This window comes from Streptomyces sp. S186 (assembly GCF_051603415.1).
GTDB lineage: Bacteria > Actinomycetota > Actinomycetes > Streptomycetales > Streptomycetaceae > Streptomyces.
Genome location: NZ_CP193932.1, coordinates 820,659 through 844,589, shown reverse-complemented (window position 1 = coordinate 844,589; position 23,931 = coordinate 820,659). Strand labels below are relative to the sequence as shown.

19 protein-coding genes and 2 pseudogenes are annotated in these 23,931 nt (G+C 67.4%); 8 read left to right on the top strand and 13 right to left on the bottom strand.

Features of this window, described 5'->3' with window-relative positions; genetic code table 11:
• Positions 1–315: 315 nt before the first annotated feature.
• The gene (locus tag ACRAS8_RS03745) at positions 316–1,482 is read right to left on the bottom strand and encodes an endonuclease domain-containing protein (protein WP_438484321.1); all 1,167 of its coding nucleotides are present in this window, start codon (positions 1,480–1,482) and stop codon (positions 316–318) included.
• A 281-nt stretch (positions 1,483–1,763) separates the two neighbouring features.
• Positions 1,764–2,093, bottom strand: coding sequence for a hypothetical protein (locus ACRAS8_RS03740; protein WP_438484320.1), 330 nt, complete (start codon positions 2,091–2,093; stop codon positions 1,764–1,766).
• Between the two features lie 502 nt (positions 2,094–2,595).
• Between ACRAS8_RS03740 and ACRAS8_RS03735 the strand changes: the two genes are divergently transcribed.
• Complete coding sequence (locus tag ACRAS8_RS03735; RefSeq protein ID WP_438484319.1) at positions 2,596–3,024, top strand: DUF4870 domain-containing protein; 429 nt, start codon at positions 2,596–2,598, stop codon at positions 3,022–3,024.
• 133 nt (positions 3,025–3,157) lie between these two features.
• Here ACRAS8_RS03735 and ACRAS8_RS03730 read toward each other — a convergent pair whose 3' ends face one another.
• The 5 genes from ACRAS8_RS03730 to ACRAS8_RS03710 form a co-directional block, all read right to left on the bottom strand.
• A complete protein-coding gene (locus ACRAS8_RS03730; protein WP_438484318.1) occupies positions 3,158–3,481 on the bottom strand; it encodes a histone-like nucleoid-structuring protein Lsr2 in 324 nt (107 codons plus the stop codon).
• A gap of 770 nt (positions 3,482–4,251) precedes the next feature.
• Complete coding sequence (locus ACRAS8_RS03725; protein ID WP_438484317.1) at positions 4,252–6,534, bottom strand: hypothetical protein; 2,283 nt, start codon at positions 6,532–6,534, stop codon at positions 4,252–4,254.
• A 962-nt stretch (positions 6,535–7,496) separates the two neighbouring features.
• Positions 7,497–7,715 carry a hypothetical protein gene (locus tag ACRAS8_RS03720; protein ID WP_438484316.1) on the bottom strand — a complete coding sequence of 73 codons (219 nt, stop codon included), beginning with the start codon at positions 7,713–7,715 and terminating at the stop codon, positions 7,497–7,499.
• Positions 7,716–10,606: 2,891 nt separating this feature from the next.
• The gene (locus ACRAS8_RS03715) at positions 10,607–11,323 is read right to left on the bottom strand and encodes a MerR family transcriptional regulator (protein WP_438484315.1); all 717 of its coding nucleotides are present in this window, start codon (positions 11,321–11,323) and stop codon (positions 10,607–10,609) included.
• Positions 11,324–11,334: 11 nt separating this feature from the next.
• Entirely contained in the window at positions 11,335–12,222 is an 888-nt protein-coding gene (locus tag ACRAS8_RS03710; protein WP_438484314.1) for an alpha/beta fold hydrolase, read from the bottom strand.
• A gap of 238 nt (positions 12,223–12,460) precedes the next feature.
• Between ACRAS8_RS03710 and ACRAS8_RS03705 the strand changes: the two genes are divergently transcribed.
• Entirely contained in the window at positions 12,461–12,982 is a 522-nt protein-coding gene (locus ACRAS8_RS03705; RefSeq protein ID WP_438484313.1) for an alpha/beta fold hydrolase, read from the top strand.
• Between the two features lie 41 nt (positions 12,983–13,023).
• On the opposite strand, the gene istB is transcribed toward ACRAS8_RS03705, so the two are convergent.
• Together istB and istA are read right to left on the bottom strand one after the other, a co-directional pair.
• Positions 13,024–13,815 carry an IS21-like element helper ATPase IstB gene (gene istB / locus ACRAS8_RS03700; protein ID WP_438484312.1) on the bottom strand — a complete coding sequence of 264 codons (792 nt, stop codon included), beginning with the start codon at positions 13,813–13,815 and terminating at the stop codon, positions 13,024–13,026.
• Positions 13,815–15,320 carry an IS21 family transposase gene (gene istA, locus ACRAS8_RS03695; protein ID WP_438484311.1) on the bottom strand — a complete coding sequence of 502 codons (1,506 nt, stop codon included), beginning with the start codon at positions 15,318–15,320 and terminating at the stop codon, positions 13,815–13,817. Before istA ends, istB begins: the two co-directional genes overlap by 1 nt.
• Before the next feature lie 165 nt (positions 15,321–15,485).
• On the opposite strand from istA, the gene ACRAS8_RS03690 reads away from it, so the two are divergent.
• Positions 15,486–15,830, top strand: coding sequence for an alpha/beta fold hydrolase (locus tag ACRAS8_RS03690; protein WP_438484310.1), 345 nt, complete (start codon positions 15,486–15,488; stop codon positions 15,828–15,830).
• Between the two features lie 313 nt (positions 15,831–16,143).
• Positions 16,144–16,860 (top strand): GntR family transcriptional regulator, encoded by a 717-nt coding sequence (locus tag ACRAS8_RS03685; RefSeq protein WP_438484309.1) that lies wholly within the window; start codon positions 16,144–16,146, stop codon positions 16,858–16,860.
• A 697-nt stretch (positions 16,861–17,557) separates the two neighbouring features.
• On the opposite strand, the gene ACRAS8_RS03680 is transcribed toward ACRAS8_RS03685, so the two are convergent.
• On the bottom strand, positions 17,558–17,950 hold the full coding sequence (locus tag ACRAS8_RS03680) for a nuclear transport factor 2 family protein (protein WP_438484308.1): 393 nt from the start codon (positions 17,948–17,950) through the stop codon (positions 17,558–17,560).
• Positions 17,951–18,067: 117 nt separating this feature from the next.
• Here ACRAS8_RS03680 and ACRAS8_RS03675 point away from each other — a divergent pair, with 117 nt between their 5' ends.
• A complete protein-coding gene (locus ACRAS8_RS03675) occupies positions 18,068–18,535 on the top strand; it encodes a MarR family winged helix-turn-helix transcriptional regulator (RefSeq protein ID WP_438484307.1) in 468 nt (155 codons plus the stop codon).
• Between the two features lie 422 nt (positions 18,536–18,957).
• Here ACRAS8_RS03675 and ACRAS8_RS03670 read toward each other — a convergent pair whose 3' ends face one another.
• Positions 18,958–19,566 (bottom strand): TetR/AcrR family transcriptional regulator C-terminal domain-containing protein, encoded by a 609-nt coding sequence (locus ACRAS8_RS03670; RefSeq protein ID WP_438484306.1) that lies wholly within the window; start codon positions 19,564–19,566, stop codon positions 18,958–18,960.
• Between the two features lie 118 nt (positions 19,567–19,684).
• Here ACRAS8_RS03670 and ACRAS8_RS03665 point away from each other — a divergent pair, with 118 nt between their 5' ends.
• Complete coding sequence (locus tag ACRAS8_RS03665) at positions 19,685–21,157, top strand: FAD-dependent monooxygenase (RefSeq protein WP_438484305.1); 1,473 nt, start codon at positions 19,685–19,687, stop codon at positions 21,155–21,157.
• A 159-nt stretch (positions 21,158–21,316) separates the two neighbouring features.
• Here ACRAS8_RS03665 and ACRAS8_RS03660 read toward each other — a convergent pair.
• Positions 21,317–21,481: pseudogene (locus tag ACRAS8_RS03660) on the bottom strand (IS701 family transposase); the annotation flags it as partial.
• A gap of 516 nt (positions 21,482–21,997) precedes the next feature.
• Between ACRAS8_RS03660 and ACRAS8_RS03655 the strand changes: the two are divergent.
• Both ACRAS8_RS03655 and ACRAS8_RS03650 read left to right on the top strand, forming a co-directional pair.
• A pseudogene (locus tag ACRAS8_RS03655) lies at positions 21,998–22,300 on the top strand (DUF4442 domain-containing protein); the annotation flags it as partial.
• A gap of 556 nt (positions 22,301–22,856) precedes the next feature.
• Positions 22,857–23,519 (top strand): DedA family protein, encoded by a 663-nt coding sequence (locus ACRAS8_RS03650; RefSeq protein WP_438484304.1) that lies wholly within the window; start codon positions 22,857–22,859, stop codon positions 23,517–23,519.
• A 154-nt stretch (positions 23,520–23,673) separates the two neighbouring features.
• Here ACRAS8_RS03650 and ACRAS8_RS03645 read toward each other — a convergent pair whose 3' ends face one another.
• Positions 23,674–23,883, bottom strand: a complete 210-nt coding sequence (locus ACRAS8_RS03645) for a hypothetical protein (protein ID WP_438484302.1) — start codon at positions 23,881–23,883, stop codon at positions 23,674–23,676.
• Between the last annotated feature and the right edge of the window lie 48 nt (positions 23,884–23,931).

Genomic DNA, 23,931 nt, shown 5'->3' with positions numbered 1-23,931 from the left:
GTGGTGGTCGCCGGCCAGGATCATCACCTCCGCTCTCACGGAGAGCGCGTGTTGCCCTTCCTGACGGTGGCTCGGGTGGCCGGTCCGCCTCTGCTTGCGCGGAGAGCGGTTGCGCGCCATGAACTCCTGGGCGGAGGGCGATGGTTCGCCTCCGCTTGCGCGGAGAGCAGCCCAGGGCCAGGCCGCTGACCGGTCCCACCGAGCTTTGACTGCTTGGGCAACTCTGCTGCGCATTTCGCTGGGGTGTGTGGGGTGACGGTGTCGGGGGCAGCGGCTGCGAGGTGGCGTTGGGGTGTCGGGTCTCCCGGTGCTGGCTCAGAAGAGTGCCAGGCCCTCGCCGCTGGTGTCCGCGATGACTGGCCGGGACTGGGCGGGGAGGTCGTCCAGGCGGTCGGGGCCGGCCGCGGCGGCTAGGGCAGGGGCTGTCTGGGCCAGCCAGGCACGAAACCGTTCGGCGGCTTCGCGGTAGGGGACTTGCGCCAGGACGCGGTGTTCGCCGGAGGGGCAGAAGTCGACGGCGACGGTGAGCAGGCAGGAACGGGGTGCCTGCCAACTGCCCGTCCAGGACACGCGCAGGACACCGCAGGGCTCGCGCCCGCCGGGGGCGCGGTGGGCGGGGCGCAGTGATCGGCAGGCTGTGTGGTCGGTCCATGCGGCGAGGTGGGGCAGGGGCAGGGTGGTGCGTGCGCGGCAGCCTGGGCAGCGGTGCCAGTGGCGGAGCCAGTCGTCGGTGTCGGTGTGGAAGAGGCGCCTGTAGCGGTTCGCCACGCGGATGTCGTTGCTGTAGAGGTGGTCGGGGCGTTCTTGTGTGTTGCAGGACTGGCAGACGGGGGCGCGGACGTAGCCGTGTTCGTGGCAGTGGTCGAGGACGGTGGCGGGCGCGGTGCGGCAGACCGCGCATGCCCATCCGGCCACCTTGCGGGAGATACCGGGCTTCTTGCTGAGCACCGAGTACAGCTGGCCGTCCAGCTCTTTGCCGTACGGGCGCGGTGAAGCAGTGGGGCTCTGGGGGCTTGTCGGCTGCGGACCGTCGGCGGCTCGGGCCTGCCGGGGGAGGGAGGGCGGCTCGGTGACGGCTGCGGTTGCCTGGCGGGTCCGTGCGGCTTGCACCCACTGCGTTTCGGCGTGCTCGGCCGCATCCAGCAGCCTGACCACGGCGCGCGGCAGCCACCACGTCCGCTGCGTCCCGCCGCGGGTCTGCTCCACGAGCATCTGTCGCCAGTCGATCCCCGCCAGAGGGTACGGCCGGCCGACGTCACGTCGTACTGCCTGCCCGGGGCCGCCGCCCAGTTCCTGCAGTTCCCGTACGAGGCGCCGGCGCCAACACAGCGGCGTTTCCTCGTTGCCCTCGTGCTGCGGCGCTCCGCGAAACGGACCGATGCGGATGAGGTCCTGCCGATCCATCCTCATCGCGTTCAGTTCCGCGGCCGCCCGGCGCACCCGGGCCTCCATGGACACCTCGGCCAGGCACTCGAACTCCATGCCCGTCCAGCCCTGCCTCACGTAGAGCGTGACCTCAGGACCCTCGTCGACGGTCTGCGTGATCCGGTACGCCTCAACCGCAGAAGAGACATCGTGACCATCGACCTCGATGACTGCGTCCTTATCGGGACATGTAGCGATGCGAACGCAGCGCACGTCTGGACGCATGGTGCTCATATGCCCGCGACCCTGGGTGCGCGAAGAGCGCCCGGACGGCCCGAGAGGCTCCGCAGAACGGCTCTCGGGCCGGTGCGTCTGCCTGCCGTAGCGTGAGCGATGTTCTAGTTCGGCAACCGGTCCAGGAAAACGCGGTGGGCCTTTTGTAATTCTCGCAGTCGCTGCTCAGCCTCCCCCAGATGCCTGAGTGCCTTGGCCCGGGCACGCAGCTCCTCGACGGCTTCACCAGCGTGCCGCCTGCGAGCGATCCCGTCCGAGATCGAGTTCCGCTCGCCGCGCAGCCACTCCACATCCCTGCGCACATCGCGCAGCTCGTGGTCCAGGCTGAGGAAGGCATCGATGTCGACATGGACGGCGCGTTCGGCCAGCGCCGTACGCGCGTACTCGGGTTGTGTGCGGATGAGGGTGACGTCCAGCATCAGCTGTTCTCCCATTCGACCAGGCCCTCGGCGAGAGCGTGATCGCTTGGGACGCGGGCGAGAATGGGCAACTCGCGGGATCCCGGTTACTTGGCTCTGTCGTCGCGTTGCTCTCAAAGCTCTCAAAGTGGGACGCCTGGTTGTCGCAAAGCCAGCGATTTCACCCCAGGGATGGAGGGCGGGGCCGGCTGATCGCTTCGCGACACAGGCGGGGCGAAGCATTGACGGCCTCCGCCCTGTGCTGTGGTGCACAGCTCTGCCGCCCACTGGAGATGTCCGACTCATCCCGTAGAGTCATCCTGAGTAGCAAATTCGCACACCCGTACTGCAACGAGAATTATGGGGGCATCGACGCATGGTCGAGTTCCACAAGCCCGACGAGTCGCAGCCGCAGCCTCCCCGCGGCGCGACGCCTGGAAACGACGCAGGTCCTGGCCCGTACGGATCAGGACCGGGATGGGGACCAGGCGGACAGCCCGGCTACCCGCACCCGATACAGCCGCCGTCGACCGCAGCCATGTGGACCCATCTCTCCGCGCTGCTCACCATCACCGTCGGCGCGAGTTTCTGCTGCGGCCTCGGCGGGATCCTCGGCTGGCTCGCCCCGATGACCATCCGCAACAATCCCCGCAACCTGCATGACCCGCTCGTCCGCCATCACGGCGCCCAGGCGATGAACTTCGGCATCACCCAGGGCATCGTGGTGGTCTTGGGCTTCATCATGTACGTCAGCGGTGTCATGACCCTCTCCCTTGCCACGGTGGACCAGCACTCCGAGCCGGTCGTCCCGCTCGCCCTCCCGATCGTGCTGCTGAGCGTGCTCGCCCTGCTGGGAGCGTTCGTCATCACCGGCATCGTTTTTGCCATCATCGGCACCGTCAAGGCCAGCCGCGGGCAGATGTGGTCTTATCCGAAGTTCGTCGCCTGGCCGATGGTCAAGGCGTAGGGCAAATCTGGGGAGGCTAGTCTCGACACGATCGGAGTCCAGCCACTCTGGAGGTAAAATCGTCCTCGACTTGCTAAGTGCTAGGGAGAAGCCCCTCATATGACATGAGGGGCTTCCGTCTTATTTGGGTAGATTAGTGAGCCTTCTGGTATGCCTCGCGAATGTCTGCCGGGACACGACCGCGGTCATTGACCTGGTAGCCGTTCTCCTTCGCCCACGCCCTGATCGCCGCGGTGTCGTCACCACCGGCGGTGACCTTCCGGGGTTTACGAGCCCGGCCGGTCTTGCGCCCGGCCTTAAGGAAGGGGCCAACGGCCTCAAGCAGCTTGTCGTAGCTGTCCGGGCCGAGGTCGATCTCGTACGCCACGCCATCGAGAGCAATGGTGTGCGTTGCCGCCTCTGAGGTCTCTTCGCCCGTGAGGTCGTCTGTATAAACGATTACGGTCTTCTGTGCCATGGGGCAAAGTGTAAAGGATTCTGCTGCTTCCCTCTCCGCGGTTGACCGCACGGGGAGATTTCGGTAGAGCATCAAATGCTAGTCGGGAGTGAGTTCAGGCGATCGCGAAACTCGCGTACAGGATGGCGTGAGATGCATGGATTCGACCGGAGGAGACCGTCAGCCTGTTCAGGGCGCGGGTATCGAACTGAGTTGATCTTCCAGCCACTCGACCCGTGATTCACGGCGTCGAGTTCGCCGCCGATAGCGCGAGCCCGCTGGTGATTTTGAACCCGTGTTGTCGGTCGATCGGTTGGTTCTGACAAGTTCCGCTCGCCCGGTCCTGGCACGGACCAGGCAAGCTTCGAAGTCAGAGTTGCCGATCCAGGAGCACGTTCATTGGGCTGAAGCCTGCGGCTTGACAGAACGCACGAGCGCCCTCATTGAAGCGCCAGGCATCCGTGACGAGGCGTCGGCAGCCTGACGCGTCCCACCTCGCGAACGGCTTCGAGGAGTGCCGTGCCACGCCACTACGGGCAGCATCGGGGACTACGGCAATTTGATACTGCCGAGCTGGTTTTGACTCGGGCGAGGCCGTATCCGAGGGATTTTGCCTTCCGTCCCGTCGGCGAGGGGCACAGTGACTGATGGATCGGCTCTCTGAGTTCGGAAGAAGGCTTCGGGGACATCCAGTTCGGGGAGTCGCGGAACAGGTCGGGACGGTGCCTCTGGTGCAGGCCGGGCCCGATCCGCTCAGTCATTCCCTGGGCGACGCTGCCCGGTGCCTCGCCTCATTGTTCTTTGACTGCGATGCCCTTGAGGTTGTAGACCTTGCAGTTGTTGGATGTCTCCTTCGAGCTGTGCCAGACCTGCAAACGGATAGTGTGCGGATTTTCGGGCTCGATGGCGTGGGCCTTGCCGTCTGACTCGATCAGAACCGACCCGTCCTGACTGCCGTCCTTTTTGGCCGTGACGTATGTGGGAAGTTTGAAGGCCGGGTTGAGTTTGCTGCCCTTCGGCAGGCCGTCGAAGTACAGCTGCCATTGCTTGATCCGGTACTTGCTCGCGGCCAGCTGGAAGTCGTACCAGCAGATTTGGCCCTTTGGTTTCTCCACCTGCTCGAATGATCCGCTGGCTGGGACGGTGACGTCGATTTTCGGCAGGGTGATCGTGGTTTTGACCGAGTCTGAGGTCTTCGGCGCGGTGTTTCCGTAGTTCGGTGTCTCCACCTTGGAAGTGGCCGTGATGGGACCGGTGAAGTTGAGTTTGACGGTGCCGGTCACCCGCAGTGTGGCACTGCTGCCCTTGGGCATCTTCAGCGACTGCTTCAGATCCCCGTTGTCCACCGATCCCTTGTCGAGTTTCTCCGCCCCACCCGACAGTTGCGGTTCCTCCAGCTTTGGGGCTGTCACCTCGTCCGGGATCTTGCCGGTGACCTCCACCTTGGGGACGTCGGTGGAACCTTCATTTGTCACCGTCACCGTATAGGTGAGCGGCTTCCCTGCTTCCCCGGTCGCCGGACGGCCGCCCATGCTGAGTGACACCTTGCCGGTGGGAGCGGTGACCGTGGTTGCGACCGAATCGGAGGTCTTGGTCGCGGTGTTGGCGTAGTTCGGTGTCTCCACCTTCGAGGTGGCGGTGAGGGGGCCCTGGTAGCCCGACTTGACCGTACCCTTCACGGCCAGGACGGCTTGACCGCCCGCAGGCAGTTTCACGGACTGTTTGAGATCACCTTTGATCACCGATCCCTCGCCGATTTTCTCCGCGCCACCCGACAGCTCGCACTTCTCGATCTTCGGGTTGATCACCTCGGCGGGAATCGTGCCGCTGATCTTCGCCTCCGGCACGGTGTTGGTGCCTCCGTTGGACACCGTGACCGTGTACTCGATCGGTGTGCCGGCGTACGCCTGCGAGGGCCCGCCCATCTTCAACGGCACCTTCGCCTCGGGCAGGCGCACCGTGGTCGACAGGGAATCGGATGCCTTGGTTGCGGTGTTCGCGCACGTGGCCGACTCGACCTTGGCCGTGTTGGGCATGGTGCCGGCAAAACCGGTCCGGATGGTGCCCTTGATCGTCAGGGTGGCCTTGCCGCCGTTCGGGAGCTTCAGTTTCTGTTCCAGGGCACCGTTCGTGATGGATCCCTCGCCGACCTTTTCCGCCCCGCCCGACAGGTCGCACTTCTCGATCTTCGCGCCGGTCAGTTCCTTTGCTACGGAGCCGGTGACCTTGGCGTCGGGAACGTCGTTGGGGCCCTTGTTCTCCACCGTGATGGTGTAGCTGAACGGTTCACCCGCCACCGCCGTCGTGCTGCCGGCGATGCTCAGCGGCATCTCGGCCGGCAGGGTGATCACCAGATTGCGGACCTCGTAGTGGTTGGTAGCCGCCCCGGTGGCAGCGGACAGGCCGAGCTTCAGCTGTTTCGGTGGCTTCTTCTGGCCGTCGACCTTGGTGAGATCGAAGTCCTGGATCAGCTTCTGCACACCGTTGGTCCCGTGTACGCCGACCGACACCTTTCCGCTGATGATGGTCAGGTGCACACGGGTCGGCTTCTCACGGGAGAGGCTCAGTTGCGGCAGGTCGGCTCCCTTGCAGTACGCGAAGCCGGAGTTCTGGTCTCCCCGGCCGCGGACCACCACCTGGTTCTTCGTTACGCCCGGACCGCCGGTGCCGGCGTGTTTCTCGGAGGAGAACGCGCCCCACTGGTCGATGCCGATGCCGACGTATCCGTCGTTGACTCCGGGCTTGTTGGTGGGGTGGTGCCTGGCATAGCCCAAAGCTCCGCCTGGTCCGCCGACGTTCTTCAGGTCCTTGGATCCGTCGATCAGGTAGAACGAGATTCCGTCGCCGACGCGTCCGTCGTACGTGGATCCGCCCCAGGCCGCCAAGTCGAACTCCACCGTGATTCCCAGGCTGCTGGGGAATTCCTTGGTGAGGAATGCCGTGCCTGCTTGGGTGCTGGTCGCCGGCACCAAACGGAGCCATCCCTCGCCGGTCATCTTGGCGCCAGGGAAGAGTTTCCAATTGGTAGGTGCGGTACTTCCCGAGAAGCTTTCCCTCAAAGGAAAGACGCTCATGTTTGTCACCCCTGTGGTCTGTGAAGTCAATCCGCTATCCGGGCAGGGTTGACGGCGGCAGCAGTGGTAACCGCGTCAGCCGGGCCCGGCACACCGCATCGCGATGCGGTACTGACACTGCTCGGATGCCACTTCCTTCGCTCGGTGGCTTGCCGCGAACAGGTCAGTGGCATATACAAAATTCGTCCGTTCCAGTGAGCAGGCGCTTCGGGCAGACGCACCAGCGCAGCTCATGAGTGCCACCACCGGACTCATGGGTGGGAGCGCCGCTGCTGCTCCCGCTGGTCTGGCGCCTGGTCAGAGCTCTTCTCAATAGGGGTGTGAAGGGGGGCGGCATGCCGCGGGCGGTGGGAGGCCGGCCATGGATCGTGTGGGGCCGTGTGGTCAGGGGCGGGGAGCCAGGCGAGTCGGTCGGCGCCGCGGCGGCTGGGAACAGTGCGGTCGTGGCCGGGGGTGACGGACATGACGACCTGGTCCGTGACGCCCCGGTAGCGGCCCACGGGGGTGTCGGCGGTGAACGTCTCCGGCGGGCGGTTCTCGTGCGCACCGGGACTCCCGGCGACCTCGTGGGCGGGCCATGACCGGTCCGGCGGCCTGCTGCACGGCTGCCAGGATGCGCTGGTAGTCCGGCGGGAGCATGCTCTCCTCTGCATCCGGCGTGCGGTGCGGGATCAGCATCACCGGTCGGTCGCCCACCTGCCCGGGTGCCGGTGTGGCTGAGGCGCATTCGTCGGCGAGCTGCTCTCACCCGGTCAAGGACCGTTCGGCGACGGCGAGTTTGTCCCGCTCGGCCCGCACCTCCGCCAGCTGTTCGGTCAGCTATTCTTCGAGTGCGTGCAGTTCCGCACGGCGCGCGGTGGTCCTTTCCAGGAGTTCGGGATCCAGCATGCGTCGGATCGTAGAAGGCCGTCCGACCGCCGTGGGACGGAATCAGCGAATCGACTGCGGCCGTTGTCACGCGCTCACCGCACTGAGCGTTCCAATGCAGTCCGGTGGTCGGAAACCCACTGGTAGGCCCCCTGAACTTGCCTCACCGCCCCTGCGTCACGGAGCCGGACCATGGCGACGTCACCCGCATCGGCCTGGGACTGATGCCTCGCCAGCAGGTCCTGCCACCACAAGATCGTGGACACGAGACGTTGCCGGTCGGACAACTCATAGCTGTTAATGATCAGGCTCACGCACAGGACTTCCTCCTCGATGTCGGTGACCGAAGGGCCCAGATCGAGGTACTGCCGGCAGGTATGAGCGATGTCGTGGATCTGTGCGCCCGGCGCAGCACGGTCTCAGCCGATGAATGCAGTCGGTCGAAGCCCGCCACTGGACAGCTGAAGTGTGCTCCCCGCCGACGCGGGGGTGTTCCGCATCGCGTCGAGAAGGCAGGCGGACTCCGCTCGTTCTCCCCGCCGCCGTGGGGGTGCTCCGAGGCTGAGGCTGACATTTCCCATCGCTGCGGGTGTATCGCTGTCGATCGGCTGATCCCGGACTTACACGAGAGGCTCGATGTCGGAATATGAGTCTCAGAATGCTGGCGCTTTCGGCAGTTGCTGTCAGCGTCGTGGACGGCCTGTGAGGGGAATGACACTGAGGCTGAACTCTTCGAGAAGAACGTCATCGGGGGCTCTTTGATGGTCGAGCTGGGCGATGCTGCGCTCCAACGCAGCGACGTTCGCGGAGTTGTCGATGGTCGCGACGCCGTTCACGGTGACCTTCAACGGGTCGGAGAGGAGCGCGGTGATCCGCTCGTGCAGGGCCTCGGCAACGACGGCGCGGGCGGAGCCGAGACGCTGATACCGCTAGGTGAGGTCCGCAGAGCCAATGTCTGAGCCGAGCTGGGCCCGGAGCCAGTGCAGGATCTTGCTGTTCACGGAATGCTCCTGTCAAGGAAGCGCGGGGAGCTGGGTGCTCCCCGCCGCAATGGCTACTCCGGGGCGGCCTTCGCCTTCCGGGGAGGCTTACTCGGCCGTGTGATGGCCGGGGGCTCGCCCCCGGCCAGGCGCGGCGCAGGCCGATGAGAACCTCCGCGTCCGTGGTCAACCTCAGGTGGACGTAGGCGAGTTGGAGCTGGTCCAGTGATGTCAGCAGCGCGGTGTTGAGGCGAGTGCGTCGGTCTCCTCGACGGCCCGGGTCCCGCCAACCGGGGGAGAGGTGGATACCCGTCCTGGCCGCCCGCGCCGATCGTGGCCACAGTCGCGGCCACGGTGCCCACGGCGAACCGGATCCGGCCCGTGATCGTGCCGCCGTAGCGGTCCGTGCATCGCGTGCCCGGATGCCGGGCACGGCGCTACGCTCCGAGCTGCTGCCTGCGTCGACAGGCCCAGCGAGGACAACACTCCGATGCCGCTCCTTGAACGGACGACGCAGGAGCGCAACCGGCTCTCCGAGCACATCGACGAACTCGTGCGGACCCGGGCCACATTGGACGGCCTGATGGCCACGGCCCGGGACATCGGGAGAGCGAGGCACTCGCGCAAAGTGTCCGAGCGTGCCGTGGGTCAGGTGAGGGGGCGAGCGCCCCATGCCTTCTGGAGAGCTGACTGCATGCCTTCCCCAAGAACCAGGTGTGTCGTCCTGCCGGGAAGGGTGGGCAGCTCGGCCCGGTGGGTCACGGTTTCGGCACTGGTACGGCCGTACGGCAAACGGACAACCCCCGTCGGAGTCGACGAAGCAGTCCCGGTGCTCCGCCCCGTCCTCACTCCAGTGCAGAGTCACGAAGACCATCGGTCTCACCAGTCAGAATTCCTCCCCCGACGCCGTATCGGCCTCGCACTCAGCGGCGCTGTCGGCCGGATAGCGGCCCGTGATCGCCGCTGCCACCGGTGTACCGCTCCGAGGCAGCCTCTCGTGGGCGTCAACCCACTGTCACCACGGTGTTCGGATTCGACATCTCCACCCTCACTCAGGCACTCGGCGAATCGTCCTCTGTGCATGTGCCGATGGCCGGCAGGGTCACTACCCGGACCTCGGCATCCGGCAAGACCACACTCCGCGCCCGCAAGGGTTGCTTGCGCCGGAACGAGCCCGGACGGCGAGCGGCCCTCTGCGGCCACGACCCACTGCATCGTCACCTATGACGCAGACGGCTGCGTGAGCCCGGCTGTCCTGTCCGCGCTTCGAGAGCACCCCATCGCTCGTTGGACGTGCGCCGATACCGGCATCGGCGGGCTCTCCGGCGTGATCGTGAGTGAGAGCGAGGTGCGGGTGGCGCATCCCGCGAGAACCATGGGTCGTCAACTCGTAGGCCTTTTCCTCCCGTCGCCGCGGTCGTGGTGTTGTCGGGGGTCCTGCCCCTGCACGTGGCCGGCGGGACCGTCCGCAGATGATCCGGCGCTCCGGAAGACGGGGCACCTGGGGTTGCAACCGGCTCCCGCCGAGCTGCGTCTCCTCGTCTGCGAGGACTCGGCGTGCCGGACGAAACGGAAGGGCAGTCGATGTGGAACGGAACTACGGGCGCGGTGGTGTGCGCTGTGGTGGCCGTGAGGACGACGGGCACACCTGGGGGCCGGTCATAACCTTCCACGACCAGCAGAGACAACGCGTGGAGTTCTCACCCCGGATGCGTGGGACCGGGATGGGCCTGAAGACCGGGCGGTAGGTCCCAGTGGTGTACGAAGGCCGCCACCCCAGACGGCACGGGTGCACATGTGACGGCACGTAACGGGGCCGGCGGTGTTCCTGCTGCTCGGCGGAATGGCCTTCCTCGGCGCCGGCCTACTGATTGCCCTGAAGAACTGACCGCCTCAGCCAGCCAGCGGCACATGACGGTTCGCGAGCGGCCCCGGCATCTTCGGGTGACTTCCTTGAGAAACCCGGCTCCCGTGCCGGCCGTTCTCCCACGTTCGACAAGGACGACTACAAGCAGCGCCACGCAGTCGCATGCGGAATCAACAGACCGAAGCGCCATCGGGCGGCGGTCACGCGGTATGGCAAGCTCGCGGTCCGCTGTCAGGCGACTGTGCTGGTTACAGCCATCAACGAGTGGCTGTGACTGCCTGCCGTTGGCCGGTCGGGTCTCGTGGCACGTGTCGTATCTGCTGCCAGGTTCTGGGGGCTGGCGGACGGCCCTGGCCGATCATTCTTGGCGCGTCCGGGAAAGGAGCTCTGTCAGCCGTCGCCACGCCGGCGAAGCGGCGGTGACGTTGGCGTTCATCAGGGCGAGTGTCCCGGCACCGGGTTGTTCGTGCGCTGGCTGCTGCGCCGTCCAGGTCACCATGGCGGTGGCGAGGTCGAGCAGTCTCGGGTCGTCGGGTTCCCAGTCCATCGCCTCGTCACAGGCCAGATACAGACGCCGGAACTCCGGGTCGGCGAGTGCCTTTTCCTTCCCCGCAACCCACGTCGGCACTGATGCCGGTGCCAGGGCCACCAGCATGATCCAGGAGTCGCGTTCGATGCGCACCATCCGCTCGCTGACGCCGAGGGCACGCATCCGGTCGAGGACTTCGATGACCTCGGGGGGCAGGAAGAGGCGGTCTCCCGCCGCCAGTTCCGCGATGCGGCGCCGGTGGCGGGTGAGCTCGTGGATCTTCCGTGTCAGAGCCTGGTCGATGTCGGTGATGGCCTGGGCGAATTCCTCGGGCTGGGCGGCGAGGAGCTCGTCGATGCGAGCCAGGGGCACACCTGCGTCACCCAGGGTCTTGATGCGGATCAACTCCACCACGGCCTGGGCGTCGTAGCGCCGGTAGCCGGAGGCGTCGCGTTCGGGTTCGGCAAGCAGTCCGCGCTGGTGGTAATGGCGCACGGCCCGCACCGTGACTCCGGCGCGGTCAGCCAGCTGTCCGATGGTGAGCATCGGCACTCCTTTCAGCACACCCGCCGCCACAGATCACGGATGGCCTGGGTGACGGCGTCCGGGCAGTCCGCGGTGATCGTACTGTGGCGGGCTGCGCTCAAAACGCGGTGTTCGCCGTGCGTCACCGACGCGGCGAGGGCGTCGTAGAGCCGCCGCTTGCCCGCGTACAGTTGCCGCAGCTTCTTCGGGGACATGATCAGACGCATGCCGGGATCGACTCCCATCGCGGTCAGCGCGATCAGCGGCGTATCAGGCACGGGGCCTCCGGTCTTGAGCTCGTCGAGCCACTCCGGCTGGTTGCTGCGTTCCAGGGCACCCGCCCGCTGTGCGGCCACGGTGAGGTGGTGCGCGACCAGGGGCTCGCGGATGTCGCGCGGCCACGACGCGAACATCCGCCGATACATGCCCCGCGACAGCAGGCAGACCAGCCGCAGTGCCGCCGTGCCCGGGATCTTCTGAGGTCGCAGCTGCGGCATGTAGGTCTCCCAGTCCTCGACGAGGCCATCGAGGTAGACCACGCCCGCCACCTCCTCAGGAAACAACTGCACGAAGCGGCGACCGTAGGCACAGCCCAGTGAGTGCGCGACCAGCACGTATGGGGCCGGCACATCCGCGGCGTGCAGCAGTTCCCGCAGTTCGACGGCGACCTCTGCCAGGGGCCGTGGCAGATCGGCAGGACCGCTCCATCCCGTGCCGCCACGGTCGTAGACCACGGAGGTGGTGAATTGGCTGATCCTGTCGTGGATGTTGAGGTAATCCAGGCCGATCGCGCCGGCACCGGGCAGGAAGACCACGGTCGGGCCGCCGCTGCCCGAGCGATGAAGGAAAAGGCTCCGTCCGTTGATGTCGTAGAGGCGCCCCAGCGGGGCCTGACGCACAAGGCGTGTGGCGGTGTTCATGGACCGATGGTCCAACCCTGACGCAGGGGCAAGGTCAAACCGCCCGCCGAACCCGATGCTGCGCCCAGAACGGCCAACCCAAGGTTGGTGTCGGGTCGGCAGTCCTGCGGGATGCCTGTCGGGTAGGACGGGCGGCACGGGTAAGATCTCAGCTTGTTCTATAGAGATCTCAGATCCTCAGTAAGTCGCTGCCATATGGCCGAGAAATCTCTGTTTGTGACCAGCAAGGAGTTGAGCGATGACGGTCTTTGAACCGATCACGGGCCGCTATGTCACGGTCAACGGTGCACGCACCTACTTCGACGAGGCCGGCGAAGGTGTCCCGATCGTGTGCATCCACCCGGGGGCCACGGACTCTCGGATCTACCGGCACGTTCTGCCGTTGCTCGCTGAACGCGGATATCGCGCGATCGCGCCCGATCTTCCCGGGCACTGCCGTTCCTACCCGGCACAGTGGCAGCCGGGGACTTCCATTCACGACCACGCCGAGTTCGTGCACGCGTTCGTGCGCACGGTGCTGCCTGGAATCGCGCCCTTTGTGCTCGGCGCTTCCGTCGGAGGACTGACGGCACTGGATCTTGCCGCTCACCACGGAGAGGGCTATCGAGGCGTCGTCACGATGCAAGCAGCGTCGTGGACGCCACTGTCGGCCGAGGCTGCCGCGTTGCTGGCAGGTCGGACAAGCGCGCCCGATGCCGTGTCAACGGACTTCTGGAGCTCCCCGGAGGCGGACTGCAGATCTCCCCACTGGTGGACATGAGAAGTCCCCACTGGTGGACGTGGTCTTCCCCCGGGGTGGGGTCAGTGCAGGGGTCTCACCCCCTTGCCTGAGGTGGCCTCGGTGAGACGGAATGAATCACCCTGTGTCACGACGACGTGAGCGTGGTGCAGGAGCCGGTCGACGGTCGCGGTGGCCAGGGTCTTGGGCATGATCTCGTCGAAGCCGGAGGGGTGGAGGTTGCTGCTGACGGCCATGGCGCGTCGTTCGTAGGCGGCGTCGACCAGGCGGAAGAAGCCTTCGGCGGCGTCCGCGGAGACCGGCAGGAGGCCGATGTCGTCGACGATGATGAGGTCGCTGCGGATCAGCCGGGTCATGGCTCGGGCGAGGGAGTCGTCGACGCGGTGCCGGCGGACCAGGGCTCCGAGGTCCTCGATCGCGAACCAGGCAACCGTCATTCCGGCCTCGACCGCGGCTTGACCGAGGGCTTCGGTGAAGTGGCTCTTGCCCGTGCCGGAGGGCCCGCAGACGCAGAGGTTCTCCTTGCGGGAGATCCATTCCAGGGTCTTGAGCGAGTCCTGGATCTGGCGGGGGATGGAGGAGGCGGTCTCGTCCCAGTCGCCGAACGTCTTGCCGGCGGGGAACCCGGCGCGCTTGCGGCGGGTCCGCAGGTTAGCTGCGTCCCGGCCGGCGGCTTCCTCGGCGAGGAGGACGCGGACGACTTCGGCGGGGTCCCAGCGTTGGGCCTTCGCGGTGGGGATCAGGTCGGTCAACGACCGGCGGATGTGAGGGAGTTTGAGCCGCTTGGTCAGCTCGATGGCCTCGGCCAGAGGGTCGCCGTTGGAGCCCGAAATGGTGCGGAGAGGGGTGGCCATCAGTGCGCGTCCTTGTCGTTGGTGAGGCCGAAGCTGGACCAGGCCGAGGTTCCGGGCTGGAGGCTGTGGTCTTCGGAAGCCCGGGTCGGTTCGGCGACTTCGCGGCCCAGGTGGTGGTCGAGGATGGACAGCAGGTCGTTCTCGGCGAACCGTCCGGCGATCGCGGCGGTTCCCAGTGCCCGGTCGATTTCGGCTGGGGTGTGGAGTTTGGCGAGGGCGACGGCCTCGGCCATCTTCGGCCGCATTCGTCGGGCGCCCGCGGCGGCCGCTTCGATCAGCCAGGAGGCGGCACCGGGCCCCAGCTGCAGGAAGGCGGCTTCTTCGGCGGAGGCGGCTTTCGGGGTGCGGTCGCCGTCCTTGTTCTCGCGGGGCGGGTAGTGCTCGTCCTTGATCGAGGGGTTGCCTGGGGTGGACCGCTGGTGGCGGGCGGCCTCGACGGCGCCGTCGGCGTTGACCGCGGTGACGACGAGCTCGTCGCCGTGGAAACGGGCCCAGACCGTCCTTCCGACGAGGTGGTGCGGGACGGAATACCGCACCGATTCCGCGGAGATCGTGGCGTCGGATGCGACTTTGCGGGTCGTGCCGAACGCCGCGGTGAACGGTTCGTTCGGCAGCGGGTGCAGTCGCTGCTGTTCCTCGGCCAGGGCCTCGGCGGGCCGGCGTCTGATCGCCCGGTGGACCTTGTTGTTCACCTCGTCGGTGAACTGGCGGCAGGCTTCCTCCAGTTCGGTGAAGTCCTGGTAGGCGGGGCGGAGGTTGACGTCCTTGGGCACCAGGTCCCGCTTGGCGATTCTCACGGTCGCTTCGGAGCCGCCCTTGGACTGCGGATCGGCCGGGACACAGGTGCGGATCGTGAGTCCGTAGTGGTGGCCGACCTCGACAATCTGCGGATTGCGTATGGGTATTCGTGCGATGTGGTCGGACGTCACCGTCCGCTCGTTGTCTGTGAGGGCATAGGTGGGGACACCGCCGATCTTCCTGAGTGTGCTGTCCAGGCAGCCGGCGATGGTTGGCAGTGTCTTGTCCAGGACCGGGATCACCACCCGGAATCTGGACCAGGCCAGCCAAGCGCACCACAGCCAGGTCTTGCGGCCGCCTATCTTCGGCCCATCACCCCAGTCCCATTGGACCCACAAGCCCGGTTCGGGAATCCAAGGCCGAAAGACACGGCGGTGACCAGCCCGATAGGACTCCTTCGCCGCAGCGACCGCCCGCCGGGTGGTGCGGTCCGTGCCCGCGAAGCCCATCGCCCGGATCTTGTCGTGGACCGCGTCGGCCCCGATCCGGCCGCCGGACCGCTCGATCAGCTCCTCGATCTTCGGCATGAACCCGTCGATCATCTTCGGCCGCTGCTGACGCCGGGTCGGGTCGTTCCCCTTGCCGCGAAGCTCGACATACCGCTTCACGGTGTGGTGGTCGACACCGGCCAGCTCGGCCGCCGCACGGTAACTCCCCGTGAGGTCGAACGCTTCCAAAATCTCCATGATCTCCTCTTTTGTCTTCACGCCGGCCAAGGAAACAGGCCGGCGGATCAACACGCCGGGGAGACCACGTGTCCGTCAGCGGGGAGGAATCGTGTCCGCCAGTGGGGAGCCGAATCGTCCACCTATGGGGAGCTTTGCACGTCCGCCGTCAATGCCGGCTGGACGGATCACCTTGAGTATGCGGCGGTGAGCTCGGCGAGCAAAAAGCTGACAGTCGAGCAGGAAACCGAGCTGAGGTGGCTTCAGCGCAGCACTTCCCAGCAGGCCGGTCAGTTCGACGGTCAGGCGTGGGCTTCCCACGATCTGCGCGGCCGACTCGGCGATGTGCGGTGCCCGGTCCTGCTCGTGCAGGGCACCGACGATTTCTTCGTTCAGGATGGGCTGGTCGATGACACGGTCGCCGAGATGGGCTCGACGGCGCAGCTGCTGAGGGTGCCTGACATCGGGCATTACCCGCCGCTTGAGAATCCGGAGTGGGTTGCGCAGGTCGCAGACACTTTTGTGAAGCAGCTGACGGAAACGACGGACTGATCGTTTGCCCTGGCCCCTGTTTCGCCGCCCTCGGGCCGACGGGTTCGATTGCGCCCCCACCAGGTCCGGTGACGAAAATGCCGACAGAGGGGCCCGGTAAGACCGGACAGCGGCGGGAACTGCCACGAGGCGCAGCCGACAGCTGGCCGCGAGAACCTCGCGGCCGGCTTCTCGCGGGTCACTTTTACGGCGTCGGCCGCCATCTGCGGCACACGATCGCCTCGGACAGAACCACTTGTCGGATCCAGTGCCTGCTCGGACCGCTTAGATCCAAGACATTCTGACTGGGATATCAAAGCCCTAGGAGGGGTGCGTGAAGTACCTGCCCGCCATCCTCAGTACGGACCACCCCGGCCTGAGCGCCACCGAGCGCGCGTATCTCGCGATCAAGCGGCGGATCATCGAGCTTGATCTGGCGCCCGGCGCCCATGTCACCAAGACGGATCTGACGCGGTTGACCGATGCCGGCACCATGCCGGTGAGAGAGGCTCTGACCCGGCTGCAGCGCGATGGGCTGGTTGATGTGCTCCCTCGCTCGGGATACCGGATCCTGCCTGTGACCTTGAACGGGACACGCGATCTGTGCGCCTTCCGCCGGCTTCTGGAGACGGAGACCGCCGCCCTCGCGGCAGAGCGCGGCTGCCCGCAGGACGATCTCGACCGTATGGAAGAACTTCTCGGCCAGTCTTACGAGCCACGCGATACGGAGAGCATCGAGGCATTCCTCCGCGCCATTTTGGAGTTCGATGCGATCATCGCCGACAACTGCGGTAACGACAGGCTGGCCCGGTCGGTCATCCAGGTCTTCGACGAGCTGGAACGAGTTCTGCGGATCACCTTGGGATCCCTTCCGTTCTCGGCATCAGCCGCGCATCAACGACGCGCGGTCTGGGAAGCGGTCCATGACCGCGATCCGGTTGCGGCCCGAGCCGCCATGGACGACCGCACGCGAACCTCTCAGCAGCAGATCATCGATGCGCTCACGGCCAGCCCGTCGATTGCCGAGGCCAGCATCACCATCTCCCGATGAGACGTCTCCGTTGCCTGCGGATCCCCCTTCTTCAGGACGATGTTGGCGGATTCGGTGATCTTTCCTTGGCGCTCTTGTCTGGTGGGGCGGTCTGGTTCGCATCGGCTCCATCGCGCACGGAAGCAAGGAAGGGCTGCGGTGCCGCTGGGCCCTATGCCCGCTGCGTCCGTTCCGGAGGCTACTGCGGGTGGCTCGGCCCGCTGTCTGAGGACGAGCAGTTCACTTCGGCGTTTCCGTGCCAGGGTGGTCCGGCATGGTCGCCAGGTCAGTTGGCGATGGTCAGTGTGCCGCAGCTCGCTGAGGGGCTGACGGACCGGCACACCGCGGACGCGGTGCGCAGGTGGATTGCCCGCCCGTCTTGAACCACCGGATCAGGCCCCCGAACTGCTGCCGCAGTCGCTCGGGGTACGGGCCGTACTCGCCGATCGGCAGGTACGGCCCGGTGAAATCCCAACCCAGACCGGCCAGTTGCACTCGCATCACGTAACACGGCCCGTCGAGCCAGAGCGTGTCACGACGGCACATCCCGCAAATTGATCATGACTCGGTACCCGCCCTGGTCGCGTATCCGTGCCGTCGCGCGACGCGAAGGTGGGGACCGCCGAGGTAACTCGCAAGGGCTTTGTCGCGGACGTTGGCCGCGCGAGGCGTGGCCTCGCCAGAGCGTGGCCTCTCTGACCGGCTTCGGGGTGGCTGCTCAGCGGGCACTGCCGAGATCGCGGTCGTCTTCGGTGCCTTCGAGCATGAGGGTGGTCTCCTCGATCCGGCGAAAGCGCCCGTCGGGTGCGAACTCCCCGAAGAGGTAGACCTCCATGCGCACGGTGGCCCCGTCGTTCTTGGTGACGCTCACCGTGTGCCGGTCGGCGTATCGGTCACCGTCCACGACCTCGTCGTGCACCTGGACCGAACCGCCTGCTACGACTTCGCGCAGGTGGGCGATGTGCGCCAGGAACTCCTGCCGGTTGTCCCACCGGCCGTCGGTGCGCTGACGGTAGTCAGGGGCGAAGTGGCGGTTGGCTGCCACATCCAGGTCGAGTCCCGGGGTGAGGAGCAGATCGGTGAGCGCCGTGCTGATGTCGGTGCGAAACATGGGCCTTCCTTCCGTTGCCATGGCTGTCGACGCGGTGCGCCGAACGAATAATGCGTGCTTGAAGCACGCACCTACAGTAACGCAAGAAGCGTGCTCTGCGCACGCTAATCTGGAGGCATGACGAACGGGACCGGGAATGAGATCGCCGACGCGCTGGGATTGCTCCTACGGCGGAGCACCCGCGACCACCTCTACGCACAGCTGACCGAGGGCCTGGGAGAGGCGGTCGACGACGTCACCTACCCGGTGCTCAGCGGCCTGGCCCGAACCGACCCCTGTAGCGCCGCCGACCTCGGTCGCGAGATCGGACTCGACCGCACCACCGTCACCCGGCGGGCTGACCGGTTGGAGCAGGCCGGCCTGCTGCGGCGCGAACCGGACCCCGCGGACGGCCGCGCGACCCTGCTCGCTCTCACCGACGCGGGCCGCGATGCAGTGCGCGCCACCAGGCAGCGATTGGCCTCCCGCATCGAAGACTCGCTCGGCTCCTGGCCTCGCGAGGATGCCCGCACCTTCGCCCGCTGCCTGCGGCGATTCGTTGACGAGGGCCCCTTCGCCCCCGGCAGCACGCGGGAGACTGACTGACCGTCACCTCCCTCTCGCGCACCCGCGAAGCCCGGACATGACTCGACGAACCGCTTGGTCAATCTGTGGGATTCAGCCTCGCGGCCGGGTCCGCTTCGGTAGACCGTCGTGGGTAACCCGCGTGCAACTGGACGACGTAGAGCGGGAGTTCGCCGATCCCTATCAGCATGTGAGGGTTCTCGGGGTCGCGCGGAGACGGGAGGAGCCGAGGGCCGAGGCCATCGAGGTCGCCCTCGACGGGCGCACGCCGCTCTTGGATGCTTTCAAGGGGCTGGTCCGCAAGAGGTTCCCGGACCACTGGTCGTTCCTGGGGGTCCGGGCGCCGGTGTTCCCGTGTGGGCGGGTGGCCTGCCGCTTGTCCCAGTCGATGGTGAACGCGGTGTGGTCGAAGCCAACGCCGGCACGTGCCTGGAGTGAGCTGTTCAGGCTGGCCCCTCGGCCCGGGGAAGGCCGGCGATGAGTAGGTCGAGGGCGAATTCGAATCGCTGGTCGAAGCTGTCTGGGCCGACGTATGGCAGAACCTCGGCCAGGGCCGGGTAACTGTCGACCGGTGCCTGGTCGGGGAGGAGGGCCGGTGCGGTCTCCTGGGCGGCCTGCTGTTCCTGGGTGAGGCCCAGGGTCAGGTAGAAGATCGTCCAGTGGGTCCACGCGGCTGTGCGTGGTGAGTGGCCGGCTGCCAGCAGGGTGGCGATCACGGTGTCGGCGTAGCGCAGCGTGTGGGGTTCGGCGGCGAAGACGCCCGCGACCATTCTGGCGGCGTCGCGGTGGGAGAGCAGTGCCGTGCGGCAGCGGCGGCTCAGTTCCTTGAGCCGGTCGGGGAATGCCTCGGGCAGCGGTTCGTCGAGGCAGTGTGCGAGGAGTTCGTCGGAGGCCAGTTCGAGCAGGCGGCCCTTGCTGGAGGCGTGCCAGCGGACGGTGTTGTGCTGTACGCCGAGCCGGGCCGCGACGGCGCGCATGGTCACGCCGTCCAGCCCGTGCTCGTCGAGGACTGCCAGCGTGGCGGCGACGATCTCGTCCTGCGTCGTACCCATCCGATGCGCCTCTCCGGTCGGCTTCCGCGCCCTGCCGTCCAACCTCTGTTGTCCAATGGACAATTCTAGGGCATGCTCGCTCTTGTCCAATGGACAAGAGCGAGAGGAAGTGGCTGTCATGCTCGACGTGCTCATCGCCGGGGCCGGCCCGGTGGGGCTCTGGCTGGCCGCGGAGTTGCGCCTGCATGGGGTGGAGGTGACCGTCGTGGAACGCCGGGCGGCACCGGACGGACGGTCGCGCGCGGTCGGCATGCAGGCCGGCACGCTGGACACCTTCGCCACCCGCGGACTCGCGGAGCGGTTCATCGAACAGGGCACCCCGGTGCCGACCGGCCACTTCGGGGCGGCGACCACCAGGCTGGACTTCTCCACGGTCGGAGCGGTGCACCCGTTCATGCTGGCGCTCGGGCAGTCCGTCACCGAACAGCTCCTGGAGGAGCACGCAGTTGCCGTGGGCGCCCGGGTGCTGCGCGGGGAGGAGGTCGTCTCGCTCACCCAGGGGCCGGACGCCGTCGAGGTGGTGGTCCGGGCCGGCGGCACCCACCGGGCCGTGCGAGCCCGCTGGGTGGTGGGCTGCGACGGCACCCGCAGCGCGGTGCGCCAGGCGGCCGGCATCGACTTCCCCGGTCAGGACACCACGCTGACCGGGTGGCTCGCCGACGTCGAACTCGACGATCCGCCCACCGCGCAGCTCGCCGCCACCGGACCGGCCGGTTCGTTCCTGGCGGCCCCGATCGGCGACGGCGTCCACCGGCTGGCGGGCCTGTCCACGGCCACCATGCACCATGGCACCGGTGAACCGCTGACCTTGGAGGAGGTGCGCGAGCAGACCCGCACGCTCCTGGGACGGGACCTGGGCATCCGCAACCCCCGCTGGCTGTCGCGCTACGGCAACGCCACCCGCCAGGCCGCGCAGTACCGGGCCGGACGGGTGCTGGTGGCCGGGGACGCGGCGCACATGTTCTTCCCGGCCGGTGGGCAGGGCATGAACCTCGGCATCCAGGACGCCACCAACCTCGGCTGGAAGCTCGCCGCCACCCTCCAGGGCCGGGCGCCCGACGCACTGCTCGACAGCTATGACACGGAGCGCCGGCCGGCCGCCCGCGCCGTCATCGACAACACCCGTGCACAGCTTGCCCTGTTCGCAGCGTCGAGCCCGGAACAGATCGCACTGCGCGAGGTCTGGTCCGCCGCGCTCGCCGAACCGCGTACCAACCGCCGGTGGGCCCGCCGGATCGCCGGCTTCGACGACCCACACCCCGCTGACACCACACCCGGCACGCACCCGCTGAACGGCACGCGACTGGCCGGCCTCGCCCTGGACACCGCCGACGCACCCACCGCCCACCCGCTGATGCACCACGGCCGGCCACTGCTGCTGGACCTCGGCGGGACGCGGACGCCGTGTTCCGCAGACGGCCTGGAACAGCGGACAGTCACTGTCAACACCAAAACGGCGGATCCGATCTGGCGGGACGTCACCGCTGTTCTGATCCGGCCGGACGCCCGGATCGCCTGGGCCAGCACCGACACCGACCCGCAGCACCGGGCCACAGACTGCCTCACCGCCCTGCGCACCCTGTACAGCTGAACGCGCTCGGTGAGCCCACCTACCGGACAGCACCGGCCCATCAGTGCGGTGGGCCGGTGCTTCCTGCGTCCGGCTGTCGAGGCCGGGCTCAGCAGTCGGCGCAGTGAGTGCGCCCCACAATCGCGGTTACGGGTAGTTCGTTAAACCCGGCGGTAGAGATCAATGCCGTGTCCTGTAGTGATTGCGTCGATCAGGGCTTGGAGTTCGGAGGGCGGGTCCTTGTCCGTCCAGGCTTGCCACCACCAGCGCAGGGGGATGGCCGGGGCGAGCCAGGAACGGATGGCGCGTAGGGCCCTGGGCCAGCTGGGAAGTTGAGGCTGCTGGGGTCCAACCCGCAACGTGATGCGATGAGGAGGGGCGAGCGTCAACCGTATTGGTGGCGCGGGCGGTAGCGATCGCCGCTCTGCCGGCCTGTGCGGCGCCCCGTCACCGCATCCCACACGCCGCGCCCGGCACCGGGTTTCGCCACTGCGGGGGCCAACTTGGGGGTCGCGCCTGGCAGAGTGCCGGTATGTCTCCGGTCTCACGACGTGGGCCGGCAGACCAGGAGAACCGGGGAGCCGCCGTCGCCGTGCGGGACCGGGTAGTAGCTGAGACGGGTGTTGGGGGCGACGGCGACGACGGGCCACCGTCGGCGAGGTGCGCGCGGCTGATGACCGTCAGGTGCCGGTGACGTGCCAGGTCGTCATTTCCGGAGTAAGCAGACGGGCGTTGCCGTCGCAGGCGACGAAGGCGAGCCGGTCGTCAGGGGCGAGGGCGAGCCGTGGTCGCAGCCGTGCAGGAGCCGGCCTGACATTGGCGGGTGTTTCAGCGTGGTGTGGTGCGCGAGGGGTTCTGTTCTCCGGCGCGATGTTCACGCTCGCCGAGTCGGCGAGCGGCGCGATCGTGATGACGGCCTTCGGTGATCAGCTCGGCCGTGCGGTCCCGCTGGCGGTGGTGGGCGCCGAGATCGGCTACAAGAAGCTCGCCATGGGCCCGGTCACCGCCACCGCCGAGCTGGGCCGCTCGATATCCGAGGTCGTCGCCGAGCCGGACGCCGGTGGGCGCCCGGAGTTCCCGGTCAAGGTCGAGATCACCCGCGAAAAGGACGGAGCGGTCACGGGCGAGATGACGATTGTGTGGACGCTGCGCCCCGATCAGTGACCATGCGCCCCAACCAGCGACCACGATCAGAGACCCGATCAGAGAGTGCTGAGGGCCGCGCCAGGTGAGGGCGGGGGGGGGGATGGGGGGGGGGCAGGCGGCCAGCGAATGCTGCGGGGCGCGAAGCCGTGGAGCCCGCTTGAACGCCGTGCGGGCCGCCCGCCCCCGGGGTGCGCAGCCCGGCTCCGCCCTCCTGCCTGTCCCGCCCTCGTATGCCCGTACCTTCTGCCCGCCTCTGCCTTGCCTTCTGCCGGCTTCTGCCTTCTGGCTACCCTGACTGGCTGTCCGGCCGTCTGTGCCTCGCCGTCTGCCCACCTGCCCGTCTGTCCATCTGCCGGCTTCCGGTGTCAGGTGTCGTGGCGGGCGCCGAAGCGGGGGGCGTCCCGCGGCCGAGCCCGCCGCGGATGTGCCAGCGCGCGACCGGGAACCGTCGTCGGGATGACCCGATCGAGTACCCTGCCCAGGCGTGCCGGTGCGGCGCGCCTGGGAACGACCGATCGGTGCCGGGCACCGGGCAACGGCCCACGGGGGCCCAACATCAGCGGAGGAAGCGGCCTTGCACATCCAGGAGTGGCTGGAGACGGTACCCGCCGTGAGTGTCTACCTCCTTGTGGGGTTGGTCATCGGGCTGGAGAGCCTGGGTATTCCGCTGCCTGGCGAGATCGTTCTCGTCAGCGCCTCGATCCTGGCCGCGACCCAGGACCACATCAACCCCTATGTGCTGGGTGCCTGCGCCACCGCCGGGGCGATCATCGGTGACTCCATCGGCTACCTGATCGGTCGCAAGGGCGGCAAGCCGCTGCTGGCCTGGGCCGGCCGGAAGTTCCCCAAGCACTTCGGGCCGGATCATGTGGCCATGGCCGAGGCCAAGTTCGACAAGTGGGGCATGTGGGCCGTCTTCTTCGGCCGGTTCATCGCGCTGCTGCGGATCTTCGCCGGTCCGCTCGCGGGCGTGCTGAAGATGCCGTACTGGAAGTTCCTGATCGCCAACGTCCTCGGCGGCATCATCTGGGCCGGCGGTACCACGGCGCTGATCTACACCGTCGGTCTCGTCGCCGAGCCCTGGCTCAAGCGCTTCTCCGTGTGGGGCCTGGCCGCCGCGGTGCTGTTCGGCATCGGGTCGTTCCTGCTCATGAAGTACCGGGCGAAGAAGGCCGCGGCGGCGCGCGAGGCGGCGGAGCTGGAGAAGTCCCCGGTCGCCGCGACCCGGGCCGACTGAACCGGCCGGCGGCGCACGAACGAGCGCGGCGCCCCGGACGTCCTGCCGATCCTGAGGACATCCGGGGCGCCGCGCTCGTGCATGACGTATGTCGAGCATGGCTGCGCCCCGGCGTCGCCGTACGTGTGTCTGCCTGTCTGCAGGCCGGCAGACGTTACGGCATCTGCCAGGTGTCCGGTCCGCCGTCGCGCCACTCGATGACGCCGGTGTCGTGCCAGACGAAGCGGGCGGTGGAGAAGCCGGCTCGGCGCAGGATGGCCGCCACGTCGCCGGGGCGCAGCGCCCGTCCCAGGTCCTGGCCGTGGAGCGTGACGCGGCGGCCGCCGGTGCACGGCGGATGCACGATGACGGGGGCACGCTTCATGTCTCCAGGATGCGACGGACGGAGTGCCTCCGCATCCCGACCGCAGTC

Coding starts and splice junctions, on each gene's coding strand:
- ACRAS8_RS03740 (WP_438484320.1), bottom strand. CDS start 2,093: ATGGGAGAACAGCTGATGCTGGACGTCACCCTCATCCGCACACAACCC.
- ACRAS8_RS03665 (WP_438484305.1), top strand. CDS start 19,685: ATGCTCGACGTGCTCATCGCCGGGGCCGGCCCGGTGGGGCTCTGGCTG.
- istB (WP_438484312.1), bottom strand. CDS start 13,815: ATGGCCACCCCTCTCCGCACCATTTCGGGCTCCAACGGCGACCCTCTG.
- ACRAS8_RS03675 (WP_438484307.1), top strand. CDS start 18,068: ATGACGAACGGGACCGGGAATGAGATCGCCGACGCGCTGGGATTGCTC.
- ACRAS8_RS03670 (WP_438484306.1), bottom strand. CDS start 19,566: ATGGGTACGACGCAGGACGAGATCGTCGCCGCCACGCTGGCAGTCCTC.
- ACRAS8_RS03730 (WP_438484318.1), bottom strand. CDS start 3,481: ATGGCACAGAAGACCGTAATCGTTTATACAGACGACCTCACGGGCGAA.
- ACRAS8_RS03680 (WP_438484308.1), bottom strand. CDS start 17,950: ATGTTTCGCACCGACATCAGCACGGCGCTCACCGATCTGCTCCTCACC.
- ACRAS8_RS03715 (WP_438484315.1), bottom strand. CDS start 11,323: ATGCTCACCATCGGACAGCTGGCTGACCGCGCCGGAGTCACGGTGCGG.
- ACRAS8_RS03735 (WP_438484319.1), top strand. CDS start 2,596: ATGTGGACCCATCTCTCCGCGCTGCTCACCATCACCGTCGGCGCGAGT.
- ACRAS8_RS03705 (WP_438484313.1), top strand. CDS start 12,461: ATGACGGTCTTTGAACCGATCACGGGCCGCTATGTCACGGTCAACGGT.
- ACRAS8_RS03745 (WP_438484321.1), bottom strand. CDS start 1,482: ATGGAGTTCGAGTGCCTGGCCGAGGTGTCCATGGAGGCCCGGGTGCGC.
- ACRAS8_RS03645 (WP_438484302.1), bottom strand. CDS start 23,883: ATGAAGCGTGCCCCCGTCATCGTGCATCCGCCGTGCACCGGCGGCCGC.
- ACRAS8_RS03725 (WP_438484317.1), bottom strand. CDS start 6,534: ATGAGCGTCTTTCCTTTGAGGGAAAGCTTCTCGGGAAGTACCGCACCT.
- ACRAS8_RS03710 (WP_438484314.1), bottom strand. CDS start 12,222: ATGAACACCGCCACACGCCTTGTGCGTCAGGCCCCGCTGGGGCGCCTC.